The organism is Sediminimonas sp. (genome assembly GCF_024637375.1).
Classification (GTDB): domain Bacteria; phylum Pseudomonadota; class Alphaproteobacteria; order Rhodobacterales; family Rhodobacteraceae; genus Sediminimonas.
The window spans coordinates 21,579-37,191 of sequence record NZ_JAGXFK010000058.1 but is presented as its reverse complement, the minus strand read 5'-3'; the positions used below and the strand labels follow the sequence as shown (position 1 = coordinate 37,191).

Genomic DNA, 15,613 nt, shown 5'->3' with positions numbered 1-15,613 from the left:
TCTATATTGACAGGGATGTGACACATTATGACGGGGTGATAATGCAAACCGACGAAACCGATGCGGCACTGATGGCCCTTCTGGCCGAAAATGCCCGCCTGCCGGTGGCCACTCTGGCGCGGCGGCTGGGGCTGGCGCGCACCACCGTTCAGGCCCGCATCGACCGGCTGGAAGCCGGCGGCGCCATCGCCGGCTACACCCTGCGCCGCGGCGCGCAGGCGCGCCCGCCGCTGCACGCCACGGCGCTGCTGTCGGTCGAACCGCGCGCCGGCGCCGCGGTGCTGGCGCGGCTGAAAACCCTGTCGCAGGTCAAGCGCGTGCACACCGCCTCGGGCCGGTTCGACATGATCGTGGAACTGGCCGCCGACAGCACCGCGGCCCTCGATGAGACGCTCGACCGGATCGGCGAGGCGAAGGGCGTGCGCTCGTCGGAATCGCTCATTCACCTGAGCACCAAGCTCGACCGCGCCTGACCCCGGACAGGCCGCGACAACCGGCTTTCCCTTGGCCCGCCAATTCGCTAGACGGGGGCGCAAACGGATCAGCGGGACCAGGCACCATGGCGATGGAAAAGACATTCGACGCGGCCGAGGCCGAGGCGCGGCTTTACAAGGCGTGGGAAGAGGCCGGCGCGTTCAAGGCCGGCGCCGGCGCGCGCGATGGCGCCGAGACCTTCTGCATCATGATCCCGCCGCCCAACGTGACCGGCAGCCTGCACATGGGGCACGCCTTCAACAACACGCTTCAGGACATCCTGACCCGCTGGCACCGGATGCGCGGCTTCGACACCCTGTGGCAGCCGGGGCAGGACCACGCCGGCATCGCCACGCAGATGGTGGTGGAACGCGACCTCGCCAAGGAAGGCAAGCGGCGCACCGATTTCACGCGGCAAGAGTTCCTCGCGAAGGTCTGGGAATGGAAACAGGAATCGGGCGGCGCCATCATCAACCAGCTCCGGCGGCTGGGGGCCTCGTGCGACTGGTCGCGCAACGCCTTCACCATGTCCGGCGCACCCGGCGCGCCGGCGGGCGAAGAGGGCAATTTCCACGACGCGGTGATCCGCGTCTTCGTGGACATGTACAACAAGGGGCTGATCTATCGCGGCAAGCGGCTGGTCAACTGGGATCCGCACTTTGAGACCGCCATTTCCGATCTCGAGGTCGAGAATGTCGAGGTGCCGGGGCACATGTGGCATTTCAAGTACCCCTTGGCGGGCGGCGAGACCTATGAGTATTTGGAGAAAGATGAAGACGGCAACGTGATCTTCCGCGAAGAACGCGATTACATCTCCATCGCCACCACGCGCCCCGAGACGATGCTGGGCGACGGCGCGGTGGCGGTCCACCCGTCGGACGCGCGCTATGCGCCCATCGTCGGCAAGCTGTGCGAAATTCCGGTCGGCCCGAAGGAACACCGCCGCCTGATCCCGATCATCACCGATGACTACCCCGACCCGAATTTCGGCTCGGGCGCGGTCAAGATCACCGGCGCGCATGATGCCAACGACTATGCCGTGGCCGAGCGCGCAAACATCCCGATGTACCGTCTGATGGACACGAAGGCGCACATGCGCGACGACGGCGCGCCTTATGCCGACTGTGCCAAGCGCGCGCAACAGATCGCCGAGGGCGCCGAATTCACCGCGCAGGAGGTGGATACGCTCAACCTGGTGCCCGATCACCTGCGCGGGCTGGACCGATTCGAGGCGCGCCGCAAGGTCGTCGAGGAGATCACCGCCGAGGGGCTGGCCGTGATGATGCCGTCATCCTCGGCCGACCATCCCCCGTCATCCTCCGGCTCGACCGGAGGATCTCGCCCCGCCGCCGCCACGTCATCCTCGGGCGCGACCCGAGGATCCCGGGATCAGGATATCCCCGATCAAGTCGGGGATGACGGCTTTGCCGGGGATGACGTGACCATGGTGCCGCTGGTCGAAGCCAAGCCCATCATGCAGCCCTTCGGCGACCGCTCGAAGGTGGTGATCGAGCCGATGCTGACCGACCAGTGGTTCGTGGACACCGCGCAGATCGTGCAGCCCGCGATTGATGCGGTGACCGGCGGCGACGTCACGATCATGCCCGACCAGGACCGCAAGGTTTACCTGCACTGGCTTGAGAACATCGAGCCATGGTGCATCTCGCGCCAGCTCTGGTGGGGCCACCAGGTGCCGGTTTGGTATGACCTGTATGGAAACGAGTTTTGTGCTTCGAGTGAAGCCGAAGTGGCCGAAAAAGCAAAGGCTTTCCACAAAAAGACAACCCCTCACGCGACTATCGACGTTATTTTTGATGATGGTTTCATACTCTCTGAGCCTGATAGTGCAGGCCGCCCACAAGCCAATCCGCCGTCTAGAGGGTCTGGTTGGGTCGGTGATCCGGAATCCGAGCGCACTACAATTGGTTTGACCCGCGACCCCGACGTCCTCGACACCTGGTTCTCCTCCGGCCTCTGGCCCATCGGTACGCTGGGCTGGCCCGAGGACACCGAGGCACTGCGCAAGTATTTCCCCACCGATGTGCTGATCACCGGGTTCGACATCATCTTCTTCTGGGTCGCCCGGATGATGATGATGCAATACGCCGTGGTCGGGCAAAAGCCGTTCCATACCGTTTACGTCCATGCCCTTGTCCGCGACGAGACCGGCAAGAAGATGTCCAAATCCCTGGGCAACGTGCTGGACCCGATCGAGCTGATCGACGACTACGGCGCCGACGCGGTGCGCTTTACCCTCACCGCGATGGCGGCCATGGGGCGCGACCTGAAACTGTCGAAAGACCGCATCGCCGGCTACCGCAACTTCGGCACCAAGATATGGAACGCCACCCGCTTTGCCGAGATGAATGGCGTCTACGAGGGCCACGCCCCCGCGCCCACGCCGCCCGCGGCCAGCCGCACCGTCAACCGCTGGATCATCGGCGAGGTCGGGCGCATCCGCGAGGAAGTGGACGCAGCGCTCACCGCCTACCGGTTCAACGACGCGGCCAATTCACTGTACGCGTTTGTCTGGGGCAAGGTCTGCGACTGGTACGTGGAATTTTCCAAGCCCCTGCTGATGGATGGCAGCGCCGAAGACCAGGCCGAGACGCGCGCCACGATGGCATGGGTGCTGGACCAGTGCCTGATCCTGCTGCACCCGATCATGCCCTTCGTCACCGAAGAGCTGTGGCAGGTCACCACCCGGCGCGACGGGCTGCTGGCGCTGGCCCCGTGGCCCGAATACGGCGCCGAGCTGGTCGATGCCGACGCCGACCGTGAAATGAACTGGGTGATCTCGCTGATCGAGGGTATCCGCTCGGCCCGCGCGCAGATGCATGTGCCGGCGGGGCTGCAGATACCGATGCTGGTGGCCGATCTCGACACAGCCGGGCACGCCGCGTGGGCGCGCAACGAGGCGCTGATCACGAAGCTGGCGCGCATCGACACCCTGACCGAGGCCGCCGATTTTCCCAAGGGCACCGTGACCGTGCCGGTCGAGGGCGGCACCTTCGGCCTGCCGCTGGCCGGCGTCATCGACGTGGACGCCGAAAAGGCGCGGCTGCAAAAGGCGCACGCCAAGCTGGAAAAGGAACTGGCCGGTCTGCGCGGGCGGCTGAACAACCCCAAGTTCGCCGAAAGCGCCCCTGCCGAGGTGGTCGAGGAAACGCGCGAAAACCTCGCCGCCCGCGAAGAGGAAGAGGCGCGCCTGAACGCCGCGCTGGCCCGGCTGGCCGAGATCGGCTGAGGGGGGCGGCGCCCGCCGGGCCCCGAGGCCCACGGGACCAGGTGATCAGGCGCGACGCCAGGGCGCTTGCCCGGCGCGGGCCTATCGCTCGGTCAGCTTCAACTCGATGCGCCGGTTCTGGGCACGCGCCGCTTCGGTATCGGCGGTGTTCACGGGCTGGAATTCCCCGAAGCCGTTGGCGCTCAACCGCTTGGGCTGCATGTCCAGTTCATCGACCATGTAGCGCACCACCGACAGCGCCCGCGCCTGGCTGAGTTCCCAGTTGTTCTCGAAATCGGCGGAATCGGCCAGCGGCACATCGTCGGTGTGCCCGTCCACCCGGATGATCCAGTCGATGCCCTCGGGGATTTCGTCGGCGATGCGCTTGACGATACCCGCGACCTTGGCGATCTCGGCCTTGCCGTCATCCGACAGTTCCGCCTTGCCCGGCGCGAACAGCACCTCCGACGAGAACACGAAGCGGTCGCCCTCGATGCGCACGCCTTCCTGGTTGCCCAGGATCTCGCGCAGCCGACCGAAGAATTCGCTGCGGTATTTCTCCAGGTTGGCCTTTTCTTCTTCCAGGCGCTTGCGCTCGGCTTCTTCCAGCTCGCGGCGCTTGCGTTCCTCTGCCGCGGCGCGGGCCAGCGCGGCGTTAAGGTCCGACCCCAGCGATTGCAACTGCACCTGCGCGGCGGCCTCGCGTTCCTTGTAGTCGTCCAGCAGCGCCTGCAACGACCCGAGTTGCTCTCGCAGCGCGCGCAGTTGCTGGTTGAGCAGCGCCTGCTCGCGCTGCGCCTTGGCGCTGGCGGCTTCCTCCTGGGTCAGCTTGCGCCGTGCCTCGGCCAGCAACGCCGCGCGACGCTCGGCCTCGCTCAGTTGCGCCTGCGCCTGCTGCTCGGCCGCCAGACGGGCCGCCAGCGCCTCGGCCAGCGCGTCCTGGGCGCGCTGCGTCTCGCGGGTCAGTGTCTGCTCGGCGGCTTCGGCGCGACCCTCGGCAGCGGTGGCGCGCTCTTCGGCCGCGTCGGCACGGTCTTGGGCCGCTGCGGCGCGATCCTCGGCGGCGCCTTGCGCCGCGCGCGCCTGCTGCGCCGCCTGATCGGCCTGTCGGCGCGCCTCCAGCGCCGTGGCCAGCGCGGTTTGTGCGTCGTCCAGGTCGCCCTCCAGCTTGAGCTTGGCGGCCAGCGCCTCGGCAAGGCGCTTCTCCAGCGACCCGGTTTCGGTCTGCATCCGCGCGCGCAGGCTTTCGGCCTCGCCGCGTGCCTGGGCCAGCTCATCGCGCAGCGCCGTCTGCGTTTGCCGCGCCTGCGCCAGTTGCTGCTCCAGGTCGCCTGCGGCCTCGCGGGTTTGCGCCAGCTCCGCCTCGGCCTCGCTCAGACGGGTGCGCAGATCCTCGATGCGCGCCGTTCCCTCTTCGGCCCGTGCCAGGGCCTGGGCCAGCGCCGCCTCCAGCGACGACAGGCGGGTTTGCGCCGCGGCGCGGTCTTCCTCGGCCTGCGCAAGCGCCGCCTCGCGGGCGTCGCGGGCGCTTTGCAGGTCTTCCTGCAGGGCGCCAAGCTGCTGCTGCGTCTTCTCGCGCGCCAGCAGCGCCGCGGCCAGCTTGGTGCTCAGGTCTTCCTGCGAGCTTTCGGCCGCGGCCAGCAAGGTCAGGGTTTCCTCGGCCTTGCGGCGCTGCTCCTCCAGCACCATGGTCATCGCGGTGAGTTCCGCGTCGGCGTTCCTGAGCCGCTCGCGCAGGCGCTCGGCCGCGGCGGCCTCTACCAAGCGCGCGGCCTCTTCCTCGCTCAGCCGCTCCCTGGTCGCGGCAAGATCTTCGCCCAGGCGGGCGCGCGCCGCCGCGCTTTCGTCAAGGTCGTCCTCCAGTTCGCCGACCCGCGCGGAAAGCCGGTCGCGCGCCGCCTCCTGCGCGCTCAGCTTGTCCTCTACGGTACCCAGCCGGGCGCGCAGATCGTCGGCTTCGGCGCCCGCGGCAACGTTGCGACGGCGCAGATCGGCGATCAGCGCCTGCAAGGCCTCGCGCCGCGCCGCGGCAAGGCGCGCCGCCTCGGTTTTCGCGTCGACCTCGTCGCGCGCCTGCGCCAGCGCCAGGTTGAGCGCCTCGCGCTCGCTGATCAGTTCGGCGCGCTCGCCCTCCAGTCGCGTCACCTCGGCCTGCGCAGCATCGCGTGCCGTGCGCAGGTCTTCGGCCTCTTCGCGGGCGGCATCGCGTTCGTCACCCAGCGCCGCGACCTCGCGGCGGAACCCGGCGATGCGGCTCTGCGCCGCGTCCAACGCCGCGGCTTGCGCATCGCGCGTGGCGATCAGGGCGGCGACCTGTTCCTCGAAACTGGCGATACGGCCGCGCGCGCCCTCAAGCGCGGCGGCCTGCGCGTCGCGCTCGTCGCGCAGCGACGCGATCAGCGCCGACTGCTCGTCGGCGCGGGCACGTTCCTCGCGCAGGGTCGCGTCCAGTTCGCCCACCCGGGCTGTCAGTTCGGTGTTGCGCCGCTGCGCCAAGCCCAGCGCCTGCGACAGCGCCGCCACCTCGGCGGAAAGCGCATCAAGCCTGGTATCCTGCCCGGCAATGGTTTCGCGCAGCACCGATTGCACCACCATGAAGATGGTCAACACGAACATCAGGACCAGCAACAGCCCCGTCATCGCGTCCACGAACCCCGGCCAGATGGAAGACTGGAAGCGCTGCCCGGTGCGCCGCGACAGGGCCATGGCTCAGCCCTCCTGCCCGGTGCCGCCACCGCCCCGCGATGCGCCCCTGTCCCGGTCACGGCCGGTGCCGCGCCCGCCCTGCTGTTGCAGGGCGCGGGCCAGCGCCGAAAGATCGGTGCGCAGCTCGGTCATGGTTTCCTGGCGGCCGGCGCTGATCTCTTCCAGCAGGCGCAGCATCTGCACGTCGATCGAGCGCAGCCGCATCCGGCTTTCGGCGTCGAGCCCCTCTTCGCGGCCGCGCTCGGCCTCGGCCAGGTCGGTCAACGTCCCGATCAGCCGGTCCTGCCCCTCAGACACGCGCGCCAGCGCCTCGTCCATCGACCGCGTCTCGGCCATTCGGTCGGTCAGCCGCTCGACCGAGTCGGCCAGGCTGCCCAGCTTGGCGTCGGTTTCGACGCGACCCGCCTCGGACTGCGAAAAAAGCTGGCGCAGTCCGTCCATCTGCTCGACCATGGTGTCGAGAACCTGCGCCACGACCTCCTGATCGCCGCCCTCGGCCTCGCCACTGGAAAAGCCCAGCCGCGTGATCGACGACAGCCATTCCTCAAGTTCGCGGTAGAACCGGTTCTGCCCGTGGCCGGCGAACAGCTCCAGCAGCCCCACGACCAGCGATCCGGCCAACCCCAACAGCGACGAACCGAACGCCACGCCCATGCCCGAAAGTTGTTGATCCAGGCCGCTCATCAGGCGCCCGAACACCTCGACCCCCGCCTCGCCCTCCTGCGGGGCAAGCCCGCGAATCGTGTCCACCAGCGCCGGCACGGTGGTGGCCAGCCCGTAGAACGTGCCCAGGAGCCCGAGAAAGATCAGCAGGCTGACGATATAGCGGGTGATCTCGCGCGCCTCGTCGATCCGCGTGGCCACCGAATCGAGGATCGAACGTGTCGAGGATGCCGATATCTGCATCCGTCGCCCGCGCGATCGCAGCAACGCCGCCAGGGGCGCCAGCAATTGCGGCACGCGCCCGGCCTGCGCGACCTCTCGCTCGCTGGCGAATGCCTCGATCCAGCGCACCGAACTGATGAGTTGCAGCACCTGCCAGAAACACGCCAGCACGCCGATCACGAAAACGAACAGGATGAAGCCGTTGAGGTAGGGGTTTGCCTCGAACACCGGCAGCACCCGCGGCAGCGCCAGCACCACCACCACCCCGGTCAGACCCAGCACCATGAGCATCAGGATGATCTGGCGCACGGGTTGGGAAAACTGCGGCTCGACCTCGCGGTCCGGCTGATCCATGCGGACAGATCCTGACACTTGTTCTTGTTGGCGCGACAATAGGGGTTTCAGCGCGTCAAGCCAAGGAATTATGCCGTCAGGGCGCGCACCCGGGCGTCCAGCCAATCAAGGTCGGGGTCAGAGATTCCAAGCGTGCGCAGATGCGCGGCGGTGTTGAACAGATACTCGGCATTCGGACCCATGCCGCCGCTCGCGCGGGCGATGATCCCGGCCTGCTCGTCCAGCGGCAAGGCGCCGCAATACTGCGTATGATCGGGGTCGACCAGGTAGGTCACCGCCTCGACCCGGCGCCCGTCGCGCAGATCGACAGCCAGGCGCGCTTCGAAATAGGCCGACGAGACCAGCTCGCGCTCACGCAGGTAGGCCAGCGTGTCGTCCTCGCGCCCCGGTGCCACCGCCAGCGCCTGCCCGTGGCAGGCGGCGCCCTCGGCCCGGTCCAGCGCCAGCACCAGCCCCGGCGCATCGGCGGTGCCGCGGTGGTGGACCGAGCGCATGCAGAAACTGCGGTGGTAGCCCGGCAACACCGCAAGGCCGCGATCCGCGACCTCGAAACCCGGGTTCCACAACAGCGATCCGTATCCGAACACCCACATCGTCATGCATCTGGCCCTCCGCGTTGCGGCCCTGTAAACACCAGCCAGGCACCACATGAAAGGGGGCAGCCCGTGAAACGCCTGGTGATCGTGATCGTTCTGGCCGCCGCGCTGTGGTCGGGGCACTGGTTCTGGGCCGCATCGGGCATGAAATCCGACATCTCCGCCTGGTTCGACGCCCGCCGCGCCGAGGGCTGGGCCGCCGATTACGCGGCGCTGTCGGTGGCGGGGTTTCCCAATCGGCTGGACGCGACGCTCGATGCGCCGGCGATGGCCGACCCGGCGACCGGCTGGGCCTGGCAGGCACCGTTTCTGCAAATCCTGCGGCTGAGCTATGACGACGATCACGTCATCGCGGTGTGGCCCGACCGCCAGCGCCTTGCCTCGCCGCGGGTAAAATACGACCTGACCAGCGCCGACATGCGCGCCAGCATGGTCACGCGCGGCAAGGCGGCGACGCTGGAGCGGGCGACGCTCATCGCCGATACGCTGCGTATCGCGCGGGTTGGCGCCAATCCCGGGGGCGGCACCGCCATGACGGCGCTCAACCTCGCCATCAAGGCTCAACCCGGCAGCGGCGAAAAGGCGGCCTACCGCGTGGCGCTGAGTGCCGCCGAGTTCGCCCCGCCGGCGCGAACGCGCCGCCGCATCGCCACGGGAGACGTGTTGCCGCCGCGCTTCGACGTGCTCAAGGCCGACATTGCCGTGACCCTCGACCGCCCGATCGACCGGCATACGCTGGAACGCGCCCGCCCGCAGCCGGTGGCGCTGCGCATCGAGGCGGCCCGCGCCGAATGGGGCGACATGGTGTTGGAGGCGGCAGGCGAAGTGACCATCGACGAACGCGGGCGCGCCGATGGCCGGATCACCCTGCGGGCGCGCAACTGGCGCGACATCCTCGGCGCCGCCGTCGCCACCGGGGCGCTGCCGCAGGTCGTGGCAGGGCAGATGCAATCGGCGCTGGAAATGATCGCCGGGCTGGCGGGCAACCCGCGGATGCTGGATATCCCCCTCCAGCTTGCCGGCGGGCGCGTCTACCTCGGGCCGGTGCCTGTCGGGCGCGCACCGTGGCTGCGCCTGCCCTGAGCGCCCGTCAACCGTCGCCGCGCCCCGCCGGGTCGGGTTCGGGGCCGCGCTGCGCGGAAGCGCGGCCGAAATCGGGCGCGTCGGTGTCCTGCCCGGCCTCGATGATGCCGCGCCGAATCTCGCGCGTTCGGGTGAAGTAATCAAACAGGTGATCGCCGTCGCCGGTGCGGATGGCGCGCTGCAACGCGAACAGCTCTTCGGTGAAGCGGCCGAGGATTTCCAGCGTCGCATCCTTGTTGGTCAGGAACACGTCGCGCCACATGGTCGGGTCGCTGGCGGCGATGCGGGTGAAGTCGCGGAACCCGGCGGCGGAATACTTGATCACCTCGCTGTCGGTCACCCGCCCCAGGTCGTCGGCGACGCCGACCATGGTATAGGCGATCAGGTGCGGCGCGTGGCTGGTTACCGCAAGCACCAGGTCGTGGTGGTCGGGCTCCATCGTCTCGACGTGCGAGCCCAGCGCCTCCCAGAACGCCCTGAGCCGCGCCACCGGTTCGGGCGCCGTGCCCGGCGGCGGCACCAGCAGGCACCAGCGGTTGTCGAACAGCTCGGCAAAGCCCGACTCGGGGCCGGAATGCTCGGTCCCGGCCAAGGGGTGGGCGGGCACGAAATGCACCCCCCCGGGCACATGCGGGCCGACCGCGTCGATCACCGCGCGCTTGACCGACCCGACATCGCTGAGCGTGGCACCCGGCGCCAGGTGCGGCGCGATCTCGGCGGCGACCGCGCCCATGGCGCCCACCGGCACGCACAGCACCACCAGGTCGGCGCCCGCGACCGCCTCGGCCGCGCTGTCGCACACCCGGTCGCACAGCCCGATGCGGCGCGCCGTATCGCGCGTGGCCTGCGTGCGTGTATAGCCGGTCACCTCGTCCGCGAGTCCGGCGCGCCGGATCGCATGGAACATCGACGACGCGATCAGCCCCAGCCCGATCAACGCCACGCGGTCGTAAACCGGGGTCATCGCGCGCCGCCCTTGAACTGCCCCACCGCGTGGGCCACGCGGCGGCAGCTGGCCTCGTCGCCCACCGTGATGCGCAGGCACTCGGGCAGCTTGTAGCCGGCCACGCGCCGCACGATCAGCCCTTGCGATTTCAGGTAGGCGTCGCAAGCCTCGGCCTCCTCGACATCGGCGAAGCGGGCAAGGATGAAATTGGCCATCGACACGTCCGAGGGCACGCCGTGCTCGGCCAGCGCACCGGCCAGCCAGGTGCGCATCCGGGCGTTGTCGGCGCGGCACTTCTCGGCCCAGGCGCGGTCGCGCACCGCCGCCTCGGCGGTGGCCAGCGCGGCGCTCGACAGGTTGAACGGCCCGCGCACGCGGTCCAGCACGTCGATGATCGCGGCGGGGCCATAGCCCCAGCCGACGCGCATCCCGCCCAGCCCGTAAAGCTTGGAAAAGGTGCGCGTCATCACCACGTTGTCGCACGTCTCGACCAGCCCCGCGCCGCCGTCGTAATCCTCGACATACTCGGCATAGGCGCCGTCGAGCACCAGGATCGCCTGCGCCGGCAACCCAGCGGCCAGGCGCGCGATCTCGGCCTCGCCGATCATCGTGCCGGTGGGGTTGTTGGGGTTGGCGATGAATACCAGCCGCGTCGCCTCGGTGCAGGCGGCGAGGATGGCATCGACATCGGTGACGCGGTCGCGTTCCGGCACCTCGACCGGTGTGGCACCCGAGACCAGCGCGCTGATGCGGTACATGGCAAAGCCGTGCTCGGTATGGATCACCTCGGCGCCCGACCCGGCATAAGCCTGGCAAAGGAAATGGATGATCTCGTCGCTGCCCACCCCGCAGATGATGCGCGCCGCGTCCAGCCCGTGTACCTCGGCGATCGCGGTGCGCAACGCGGCGTGATCGGTGGGCGGGTAGCGGTGCAGGTCGTAGGCGGCGCGGCGAAACGCCTCGATCGCCGCCTCGCCGGGGCCGTAGGGGTTCTCGTTGGAGCTCAGCTTCACGGCGTCGCGCACGCCCTCGATTCGGGCCTGCCCGCCCTGGTAGGGGGCGATCTCCATGATGCCGGGGCGTGGGGTGATCTGGGTCATCTCGCAACTCCTTGAGGGCCGTCTTAGCGTCGGCCCCGGGGCAAGGAAAGGGTCAAGCGGCGCGGGCGCGATTCGACCGGCGCGCGTTGCCCTGCTGCCATGCCCGCCAACGCGAAGGCCCCGCCGCATCGCTGCGGCGGGGCCCCGAAAGACATGACCTGCCGCGCGAGCGTCAGTTCTTGGCGTAGAATTCGACCACCAGGTTCGGCTCCATCATCACCGGGTAGGGCACGTCGCTCAGGCCCGGGGTGCGCACGAAGGTGGCGGTCAGCTTGGAATTGTCGACGTCCAGGTAATCGGGCACGTCGCGCTCGGGCAGTTGGGTGGCCTCGAGAATCGCCGCCATCTGCTTGGATTTCTCGCGCACCTCGATCACGTCGCCTTCCTTGACCCGGTAGGAGGGGATGTTGACGCGCTTGCCGTTGACCGTGACGTGACCATGGTTGACGAACTGGCGGGCGGCAAACACCGTCGGCACGAACTTGGCGCGGTAGACCACCGCGTCGAGGCGGCGTTCCAGCAGGCCGACGAGGTTTTCACCGGTATCGCCGGACACACGCTCGGCCTCGGAATAGATGCGGCGGAACTGCTTTTCGGTCAGGTCGCCGTAATAGCCCTTGAGCTTCTGCTTGGCCTTCAGCTGGGTGCCGAAATCCGACAGCTTCTGCTTGCGGCGCTGGCCGTGCTGGCCGGGGCCGTATTCGCGGCGGTTGACCGGGGATTTCGGGCGCCCCCAGATGTTTTCGCCCATCCGGCGGTCGATCTTGTACTTGGCAGACGTGCGTTTGGTCACGGCTGGTCTCCTTCATGCGGTTCAGAAGGGCGTTGTCCTTTGCGTTCCGGCTTGATCCGGTCGGCCGACAGGCATCCCCTCGCGGGGGCCACCAACACCAATGAAGCCGCGCTTATACCGCCCCGCGCGGGGGTGTCAACCACCCGTCACGCAAGCGCGCGACGCCACGGCCCGAACCGACGAAAAAGCCCCCGGCCACGCGGCCGGGGGCGATATGAAACGAGGTCGCGCGGTACCGCGATACCCGCGGTATCAGTGCAGCTTCTTGTCGACTTCCTCGATGGCATCGTCGATCAGGGCGTTGCCCTGCGCGGCGGTCATCTTCTTTGCGACGACGTCGCGCGCCGCTTCGATGGCCACCGCGATGGCCTGGTCGCGGACCTGGCGGATCGCCTTCGCCTCGGCCGAAGCAAGCTGCTCTTCGGCGGCTTGCTTGCGCCGCTCGACCGAGCGCTTGATGTCCTGCTTGGCCTGCTCGGCGCTCGCGTTCGCCTCGTCCTTGGCCTGCGCGACGATGCGATCGGCCTGCGCCTGCGCCTCTTTTTGCTGACGCTCGTAAGAGGCCAGCAGCGCCTGCGCCTCCTCGCGCAGGGCGCGGGCCTCGTCCAGCTCGGAGCGGATACCCGCGGCGCGCTTGTCCAGCATGCCCATCAGCAGGCCGGGCACCTTGAAGTAGATCAGCACGCCGACGAACAACAAGAACCCCAGCAAGACGATGAAGTCGGTATTGCCCAGCGAAAAGAACGGCCCCGAGGCCGCCAGCGCGGGCGTCGCGGCAGCGACGCCGGCAGCGGAAAGAATTGCCGTGTTGCGCATGTCCGTTACCCCTTGAGCCTTGTATTGACGGCGGCGGTCACCGTGCGGGCGTCGACGTCGGCGCCCAGCGCCGCGACCACTTCCTTGGCGGTGTCCTTGGCCACCTCCTTGACGCTTTCGGTGGCGTTGGCCTGGATCTCGGCGATCTTCTTTTCGCCCTCGGCGGACATCGCGGCGATCTCGGTATCCGCCTCCTTGATGGCCGCGTCGAGGTCCTGCTTGATCTCGGCCTTGGCCTCGGCAACGATGCGGCTGGCCTCGGCGCGTGCCTCGGCCAGCGCCTTGTTATATGCCTCTTCGGCCTCGGCCGCCTTGGTCTTGAGGTCCTCGGCGGCGGCGATGTCGTTGGAAATCGCGCCCTTGCGCTCGGCCAGAACCGCGGCGATGCGCGGCAGGGCGATACGCGACAGGATGAAATAGAGCGCCACCAGCGTCACCAGCAGCCAGAATATCTGGTTGCTGTAGGTCGAGAAATCCAGCTGCGGCATGCCCGGGGCGGCTGCTTCCGCGGCCTGACCTGCGGCCTCTTGGGTTTCAGTCGCCATGTCGTCCTCCTTGGGAACTTGCCGGTTTACACCGGGCGGGCGCTCATTGCACGCCCCGCCCGGCCGTAAGGATGGTGTTCCGCTGGACTCAGACGGCGAACATCAGCAGCAGCGCCACGAGGAACGAGAAGATCCCGAATGCCTCGGCAAAGGCGATGCCGATGAACAGCATGGCGGTCTGGCCGGCGGCGGCCGACGGGTTGCGCAGCGCGCCGGACAGGAAGTTGCCCACGATGTTGCCCACACCGATGGCCGAGCCGCCCATGCCGGTACATGCCAGACCCGCGCCGATGTATGCGCCCATTTGTACGATATCGCCTTCCATGAGATCTCTCCTTACGTTGGAATTTGCGTTGGTTCGTTCCGGTTGTGTCGGGCGCGCGGGCAATGCCCGCGCCCCGCTTCACCCTTTAGTGCGAGGGATGCAGCGCATCCTTGAGGTAGACGCAGGTCAGGATGGTGAAAACATAGGCCTGCACGAAGGCCACGAGGATTTCGAGCGCGTACATGGCGCCGATCGCCAGCACCGAAAGCGGCGCGATGGCGGCGATGGCGGCAAAGCCGGCAAACACCTTGATGACCGCGTGCCCGGCCATCATGTTGCCGCCAAGACGAATGGAATGGCTCAGCGGGCGCACGAAGTAGGACATCACCTCGATGATCGCCAGGAACGGGCGCAGCGCCAGCGGCGCCTCCTTGACCCAGAAAAGCCCGAAGAACTTTCCGCCGTTGAGCACGAAGCCCAGCACCGTGACGGTGAAGAACACCAGCAGCGCCATGGTCGCGGTCACCGCGATATGGCTGGTGGTGGTGAACGCCATCGGAATAAGGCCAACGAAGTTGGCCATCACGATGAACATGAACAGCGTCATCACGTAAGGAAAGTACTTGACCCCTTCCTTGCCGGTGATGTCCTCGAGCATCTTGTAGACGAAACCATAGGCAAGCTCGGCCACCGACTGCACCCGCGACGGGATGACGGCGCGCCGCGAGGTGCCCAGCACCAGCAGCGCGGTGACCGCGATCACCGCGATCGCCATCCACAGCGTCACGTTGGTGATCGTGTACCATGCCACGGTGTCGCCACCGAACAGCGGCGTGACCTCGAACTGCGCCATCGGGTGCAGCGCCAGGCCGCCTTCTTCGCCATTCGCTTCAGTCGCCATCTCTGTTCCCCTCGTCGTCGCCGGCCCGGTGGGCCGATTTGTCGTCGGCCTTTCCGGCCGGGTACTTGCGCTGCAACTCGCCCGCGGATCGCAGCATCGTCGTGATGCCCGCAGCCAGCCCCAGCAATGTGAACAGCACCAGGAAAAGCGGCATTGTCCCCACCAGGAGATCCAGCCCGTACCCGATGCCGAAGCCGATCAGCAGACCGGCCACCAGTTCCGTCACCATCCGCCAGGCCAGATGCGCCTGGCTGTGCGGATCGTCCTTGCGGGGGCCGGACGCCCGTTCCTTCTTGCGAACGGTGCCGAGCTTCTCTTCGAGCTGCTTCATGCGGCGGTCGCGGTCGGGATCTGTCACGCGCGGAGGCCCCCTTGTCGGTCGCGCTTTTGCTATTGCGCGGCGGCGCCCGAGTCAAGCACCCGTTCGTCGCGGGTGAATACCTTGTAACCGTCTGTTATTATTATTTTTCATTCCCGTTCTGGAAACTTGCCGCGAACGGGTTGCAGCACCGCGTCGCCGCTCGCACATTCAACCGCCTAGTTGACCTTGCCATATCCCGGCGGGTAGTCATGCGCCATGGATCAGCACCTCGACGCCGTTTTCGCCGCCCTCGCCGACCCGACGCGCCGCGCCATCCTGTCGCTGCTGCTGGAAGACGACATGGCGGTAACAGACGTGGCCGAGCCGTTCGAGATGTCGCTGGCAGCGATTTCCAAGCACCTCGGCATCCTCGCCGGCGCCGGGTTGATCAGCCAAGAAAAGCACGGCCGGGTCAAGTGGTGCAAGCTGGAGCCCGACGCCCTGCGCGCCGCCAGCGTCTGGATGCAGGGCTTCGGCCAGTTCGAACCGGTTCACCTCGACGCCTTCGAACGTTTTCTCGCCGCCGAACTGCCGCAAGAGGCGCCCGAGCCCGGCTGACGGC

15 protein-coding genes are annotated in these 15,613 nt (G+C 67.9%); 4 read left to right on the top strand and 11 right to left on the bottom strand.

The annotated features are described in order from the left end of the window. Nucleotides 1-41: 41 nt before the first annotated feature. Both Q0L89_RS09605 and Q0L89_RS09600 read left to right on the top strand, forming a co-directional pair. Entirely contained in the window at nt 42-473 is a 432-nt protein-coding gene (locus tag Q0L89_RS09605; protein WP_296764324.1) for an Lrp/AsnC family transcriptional regulator, read from the top strand. An 86-nt stretch (nt 474-559) separates the two neighbouring features. After that, entirely contained in the window at nt 560-3,721 is a 3,162-nt protein-coding gene (locus Q0L89_RS09600) for a valine--tRNA ligase (protein WP_296764322.1), read from the top strand. Between the two features lie 81 nt (nt 3,722-3,802). Here the strand turns inward: Q0L89_RS09600 and Q0L89_RS09595 are convergent, their stop codons facing one another. The 3 genes from Q0L89_RS09595 to Q0L89_RS09585 all read right to left on the bottom strand — a co-directional run bounded on the left by Q0L89_RS09595 (nt 3,803) and on the right by Q0L89_RS09585 (nt 8,244). Next, nucleotides 3,803-6,406 (bottom strand): peptidoglycan -binding protein, encoded by a 2,604-nt coding sequence (locus Q0L89_RS09595; RefSeq protein WP_296764319.1) that lies wholly within the window; start codon nt 6,404-6,406, stop codon nt 3,803-3,805. 3 nt (nt 6,407-6,409) lie between these two features. Further along, nucleotides 6,410-7,645, bottom strand: coding sequence for a biopolymer transporter ExbB (locus tag Q0L89_RS09590; protein WP_296764317.1), 1,236 nt, complete (start codon nt 7,643-7,645; stop codon nt 6,410-6,412). A 68-nt stretch (nt 7,646-7,713) separates the two neighbouring features. Beyond that, on the bottom strand, nt 7,714-8,244 hold the full coding sequence (locus Q0L89_RS09585; protein WP_296764314.1) for a gamma-glutamylcyclotransferase: 531 nt from the start codon (nt 8,242-8,244) through the stop codon (nt 7,714-7,716). Between the two features lie 66 nt (nt 8,245-8,310). Here Q0L89_RS09585 and Q0L89_RS09580 point away from each other — a divergent pair, with 66 nt between their 5' ends. Beyond that, nucleotides 8,311-9,324, top strand: coding sequence for a DUF2125 domain-containing protein (locus Q0L89_RS09580; protein ID WP_296764312.1), 1,014 nt, complete (start codon nt 8,311-8,313; stop codon nt 9,322-9,324). A gap of 7 nt (nt 9,325-9,331) precedes the next feature. Here the strand turns inward: Q0L89_RS09580 and Q0L89_RS09575 are convergent, their stop codons facing one another. The 8 genes from Q0L89_RS09575 to Q0L89_RS09540 all read right to left on the bottom strand — a co-directional run bounded on the left by Q0L89_RS09575 (nt 9,332) and on the right by Q0L89_RS09540 (nt 15,048). Beyond that, entirely contained in the window at nt 9,332-10,288 is a 957-nt protein-coding gene (locus tag Q0L89_RS09575) for a prephenate/arogenate dehydrogenase family protein (protein ID WP_296764310.1), read from the bottom strand. After that, a complete protein-coding gene (gene hisC / locus Q0L89_RS09570) occupies nt 10,285-11,370 on the bottom strand; it encodes a histidinol-phosphate transaminase (RefSeq protein ID WP_296764308.1) in 1,086 nt (361 codons plus the stop codon). Before hisC ends, Q0L89_RS09575 begins: the two co-directional genes overlap by 4 nt. 172 nt (nt 11,371-11,542) lie before the next feature. Next, the gene (gene rpsD / locus Q0L89_RS09565; RefSeq protein ID WP_296764305.1) at nt 11,543-12,163 is read right to left on the bottom strand and encodes a 30S ribosomal protein S4; all 621 of its coding nucleotides are present in this window, start codon (nt 12,161-12,163) and stop codon (nt 11,543-11,545) included. Between the two features lie 252 nt (nt 12,164-12,415). Next, complete coding sequence (locus Q0L89_RS09560) at nt 12,416-12,979, bottom strand: F0F1 ATP synthase subunit B (protein ID WP_296764303.1); 564 nt, start codon at nt 12,977-12,979, stop codon at nt 12,416-12,418. A 5-nt stretch (nt 12,980-12,984) separates the two neighbouring features. Beyond that, nucleotides 12,985-13,524, bottom strand: a complete 540-nt coding sequence (locus Q0L89_RS09555; protein WP_296764301.1) for a F0F1 ATP synthase subunit B' — start codon at nt 13,522-13,524, stop codon at nt 12,985-12,987. An 88-nt stretch (nt 13,525-13,612) separates the two neighbouring features. Beyond that, the gene (locus Q0L89_RS09550) at nt 13,613-13,849 is read right to left on the bottom strand and encodes a F0F1 ATP synthase subunit C (RefSeq protein ID WP_026757232.1); all 237 of its coding nucleotides are present in this window, start codon (nt 13,847-13,849) and stop codon (nt 13,613-13,615) included. 85 nt (nt 13,850-13,934) lie between these two features. Beyond that, complete coding sequence (locus Q0L89_RS09545; protein WP_296764297.1) at nt 13,935-14,690, bottom strand: F0F1 ATP synthase subunit A; 756 nt, start codon at nt 14,688-14,690, stop codon at nt 13,935-13,937. Next, nucleotides 14,680-15,048, bottom strand: a complete 369-nt coding sequence (locus Q0L89_RS09540; protein ID WP_296764295.1) for an AtpZ/AtpI family protein — start codon at nt 15,046-15,048, stop codon at nt 14,680-14,682. Before Q0L89_RS09540 ends, Q0L89_RS09545 begins: the two co-directional genes overlap by 11 nt. 219 nt (nt 15,049-15,267) lie before the next feature. On the opposite strand from Q0L89_RS09540, the gene Q0L89_RS09535 reads away from it, so the two are divergent. Continuing rightward, nucleotides 15,268-15,609: a metalloregulator ArsR/SmtB family transcription factor gene (locus tag Q0L89_RS09535; protein ID WP_296764294.1), complete on the top strand. Its 342-nt coding sequence runs from the start codon at nt 15,268-15,270 to the stop codon at nt 15,607-15,609. Nucleotides 15,610-15,613 lie beyond the last annotated feature (4 nt).

What these genes read in the sequence shown, in the direction of transcription:
- Q0L89_RS09605 (WP_296764324.1), top strand. Translation starts at nt 42, where the DNA reads ATGCAAACCGACGAAACCGATGCGGCACTGATGGCCCTTCTGGCCGAA.
- Q0L89_RS09600 (WP_296764322.1), top strand. Translation starts at nt 560, where the DNA reads ATGGCGATGGAAAAGACATTCGACGCGGCCGAGGCCGAGGCGCGGCTT.
- Q0L89_RS09595 (WP_296764319.1), bottom strand. Translation starts at nt 6,406, where the DNA reads ATGGCCCTGTCGCGGCGCACCGGGCAGCGCTTCCAGTCTTCCATCTGG.
- Q0L89_RS09590 (WP_296764317.1), bottom strand. Translation starts at nt 7,645, where the DNA reads ATGGATCAGCCGGACCGCGAGGTCGAGCCGCAGTTTTCCCAACCCGTG.
- Q0L89_RS09585 (WP_296764314.1), bottom strand. Translation starts at nt 8,244, where the DNA reads ATGACGATGTGGGTGTTCGGATACGGATCGCTGTTGTGGAACCCGGGT.
- Q0L89_RS09575 (WP_296764310.1), bottom strand. Translation starts at nt 10,288, where the DNA reads ATGACCCCGGTTTACGACCGCGTGGCGTTGATCGGGCTGGGGCTGATC.
- hisC (WP_296764308.1), bottom strand. Translation starts at nt 11,370, where the DNA reads ATGACCCAGATCACCCCACGCCCCGGCATCATGGAGATCGCCCCCTAC.
- Q0L89_RS09560 (WP_296764303.1), bottom strand. Translation starts at nt 12,979, where the DNA reads ATGCGCAACACGGCAATTCTTTCCGCTGCCGGCGTCGCTGCCGCGACG.
- Q0L89_RS09555 (WP_296764301.1), bottom strand. Translation starts at nt 13,524, where the DNA reads ATGGCGACTGAAACCCAAGAGGCCGCAGGTCAGGCCGCGGAAGCAGCC.
- Q0L89_RS09550 (WP_026757232.1), bottom strand. Translation starts at nt 13,849, where the DNA reads ATGGAAGGCGATATCGTACAAATGGGCGCATACATCGGCGCGGGTCTG.
- Q0L89_RS09545 (WP_296764297.1), bottom strand. Translation starts at nt 14,690, where the DNA reads ATGGCGACTGAAGCGAATGGCGAAGAAGGCGGCCTGGCGCTGCACCCG.
- Q0L89_RS09535 (WP_296764294.1), top strand. Translation starts at nt 15,268, where the DNA reads ATGGATCAGCACCTCGACGCCGTTTTCGCCGCCCTCGCCGACCCGACG.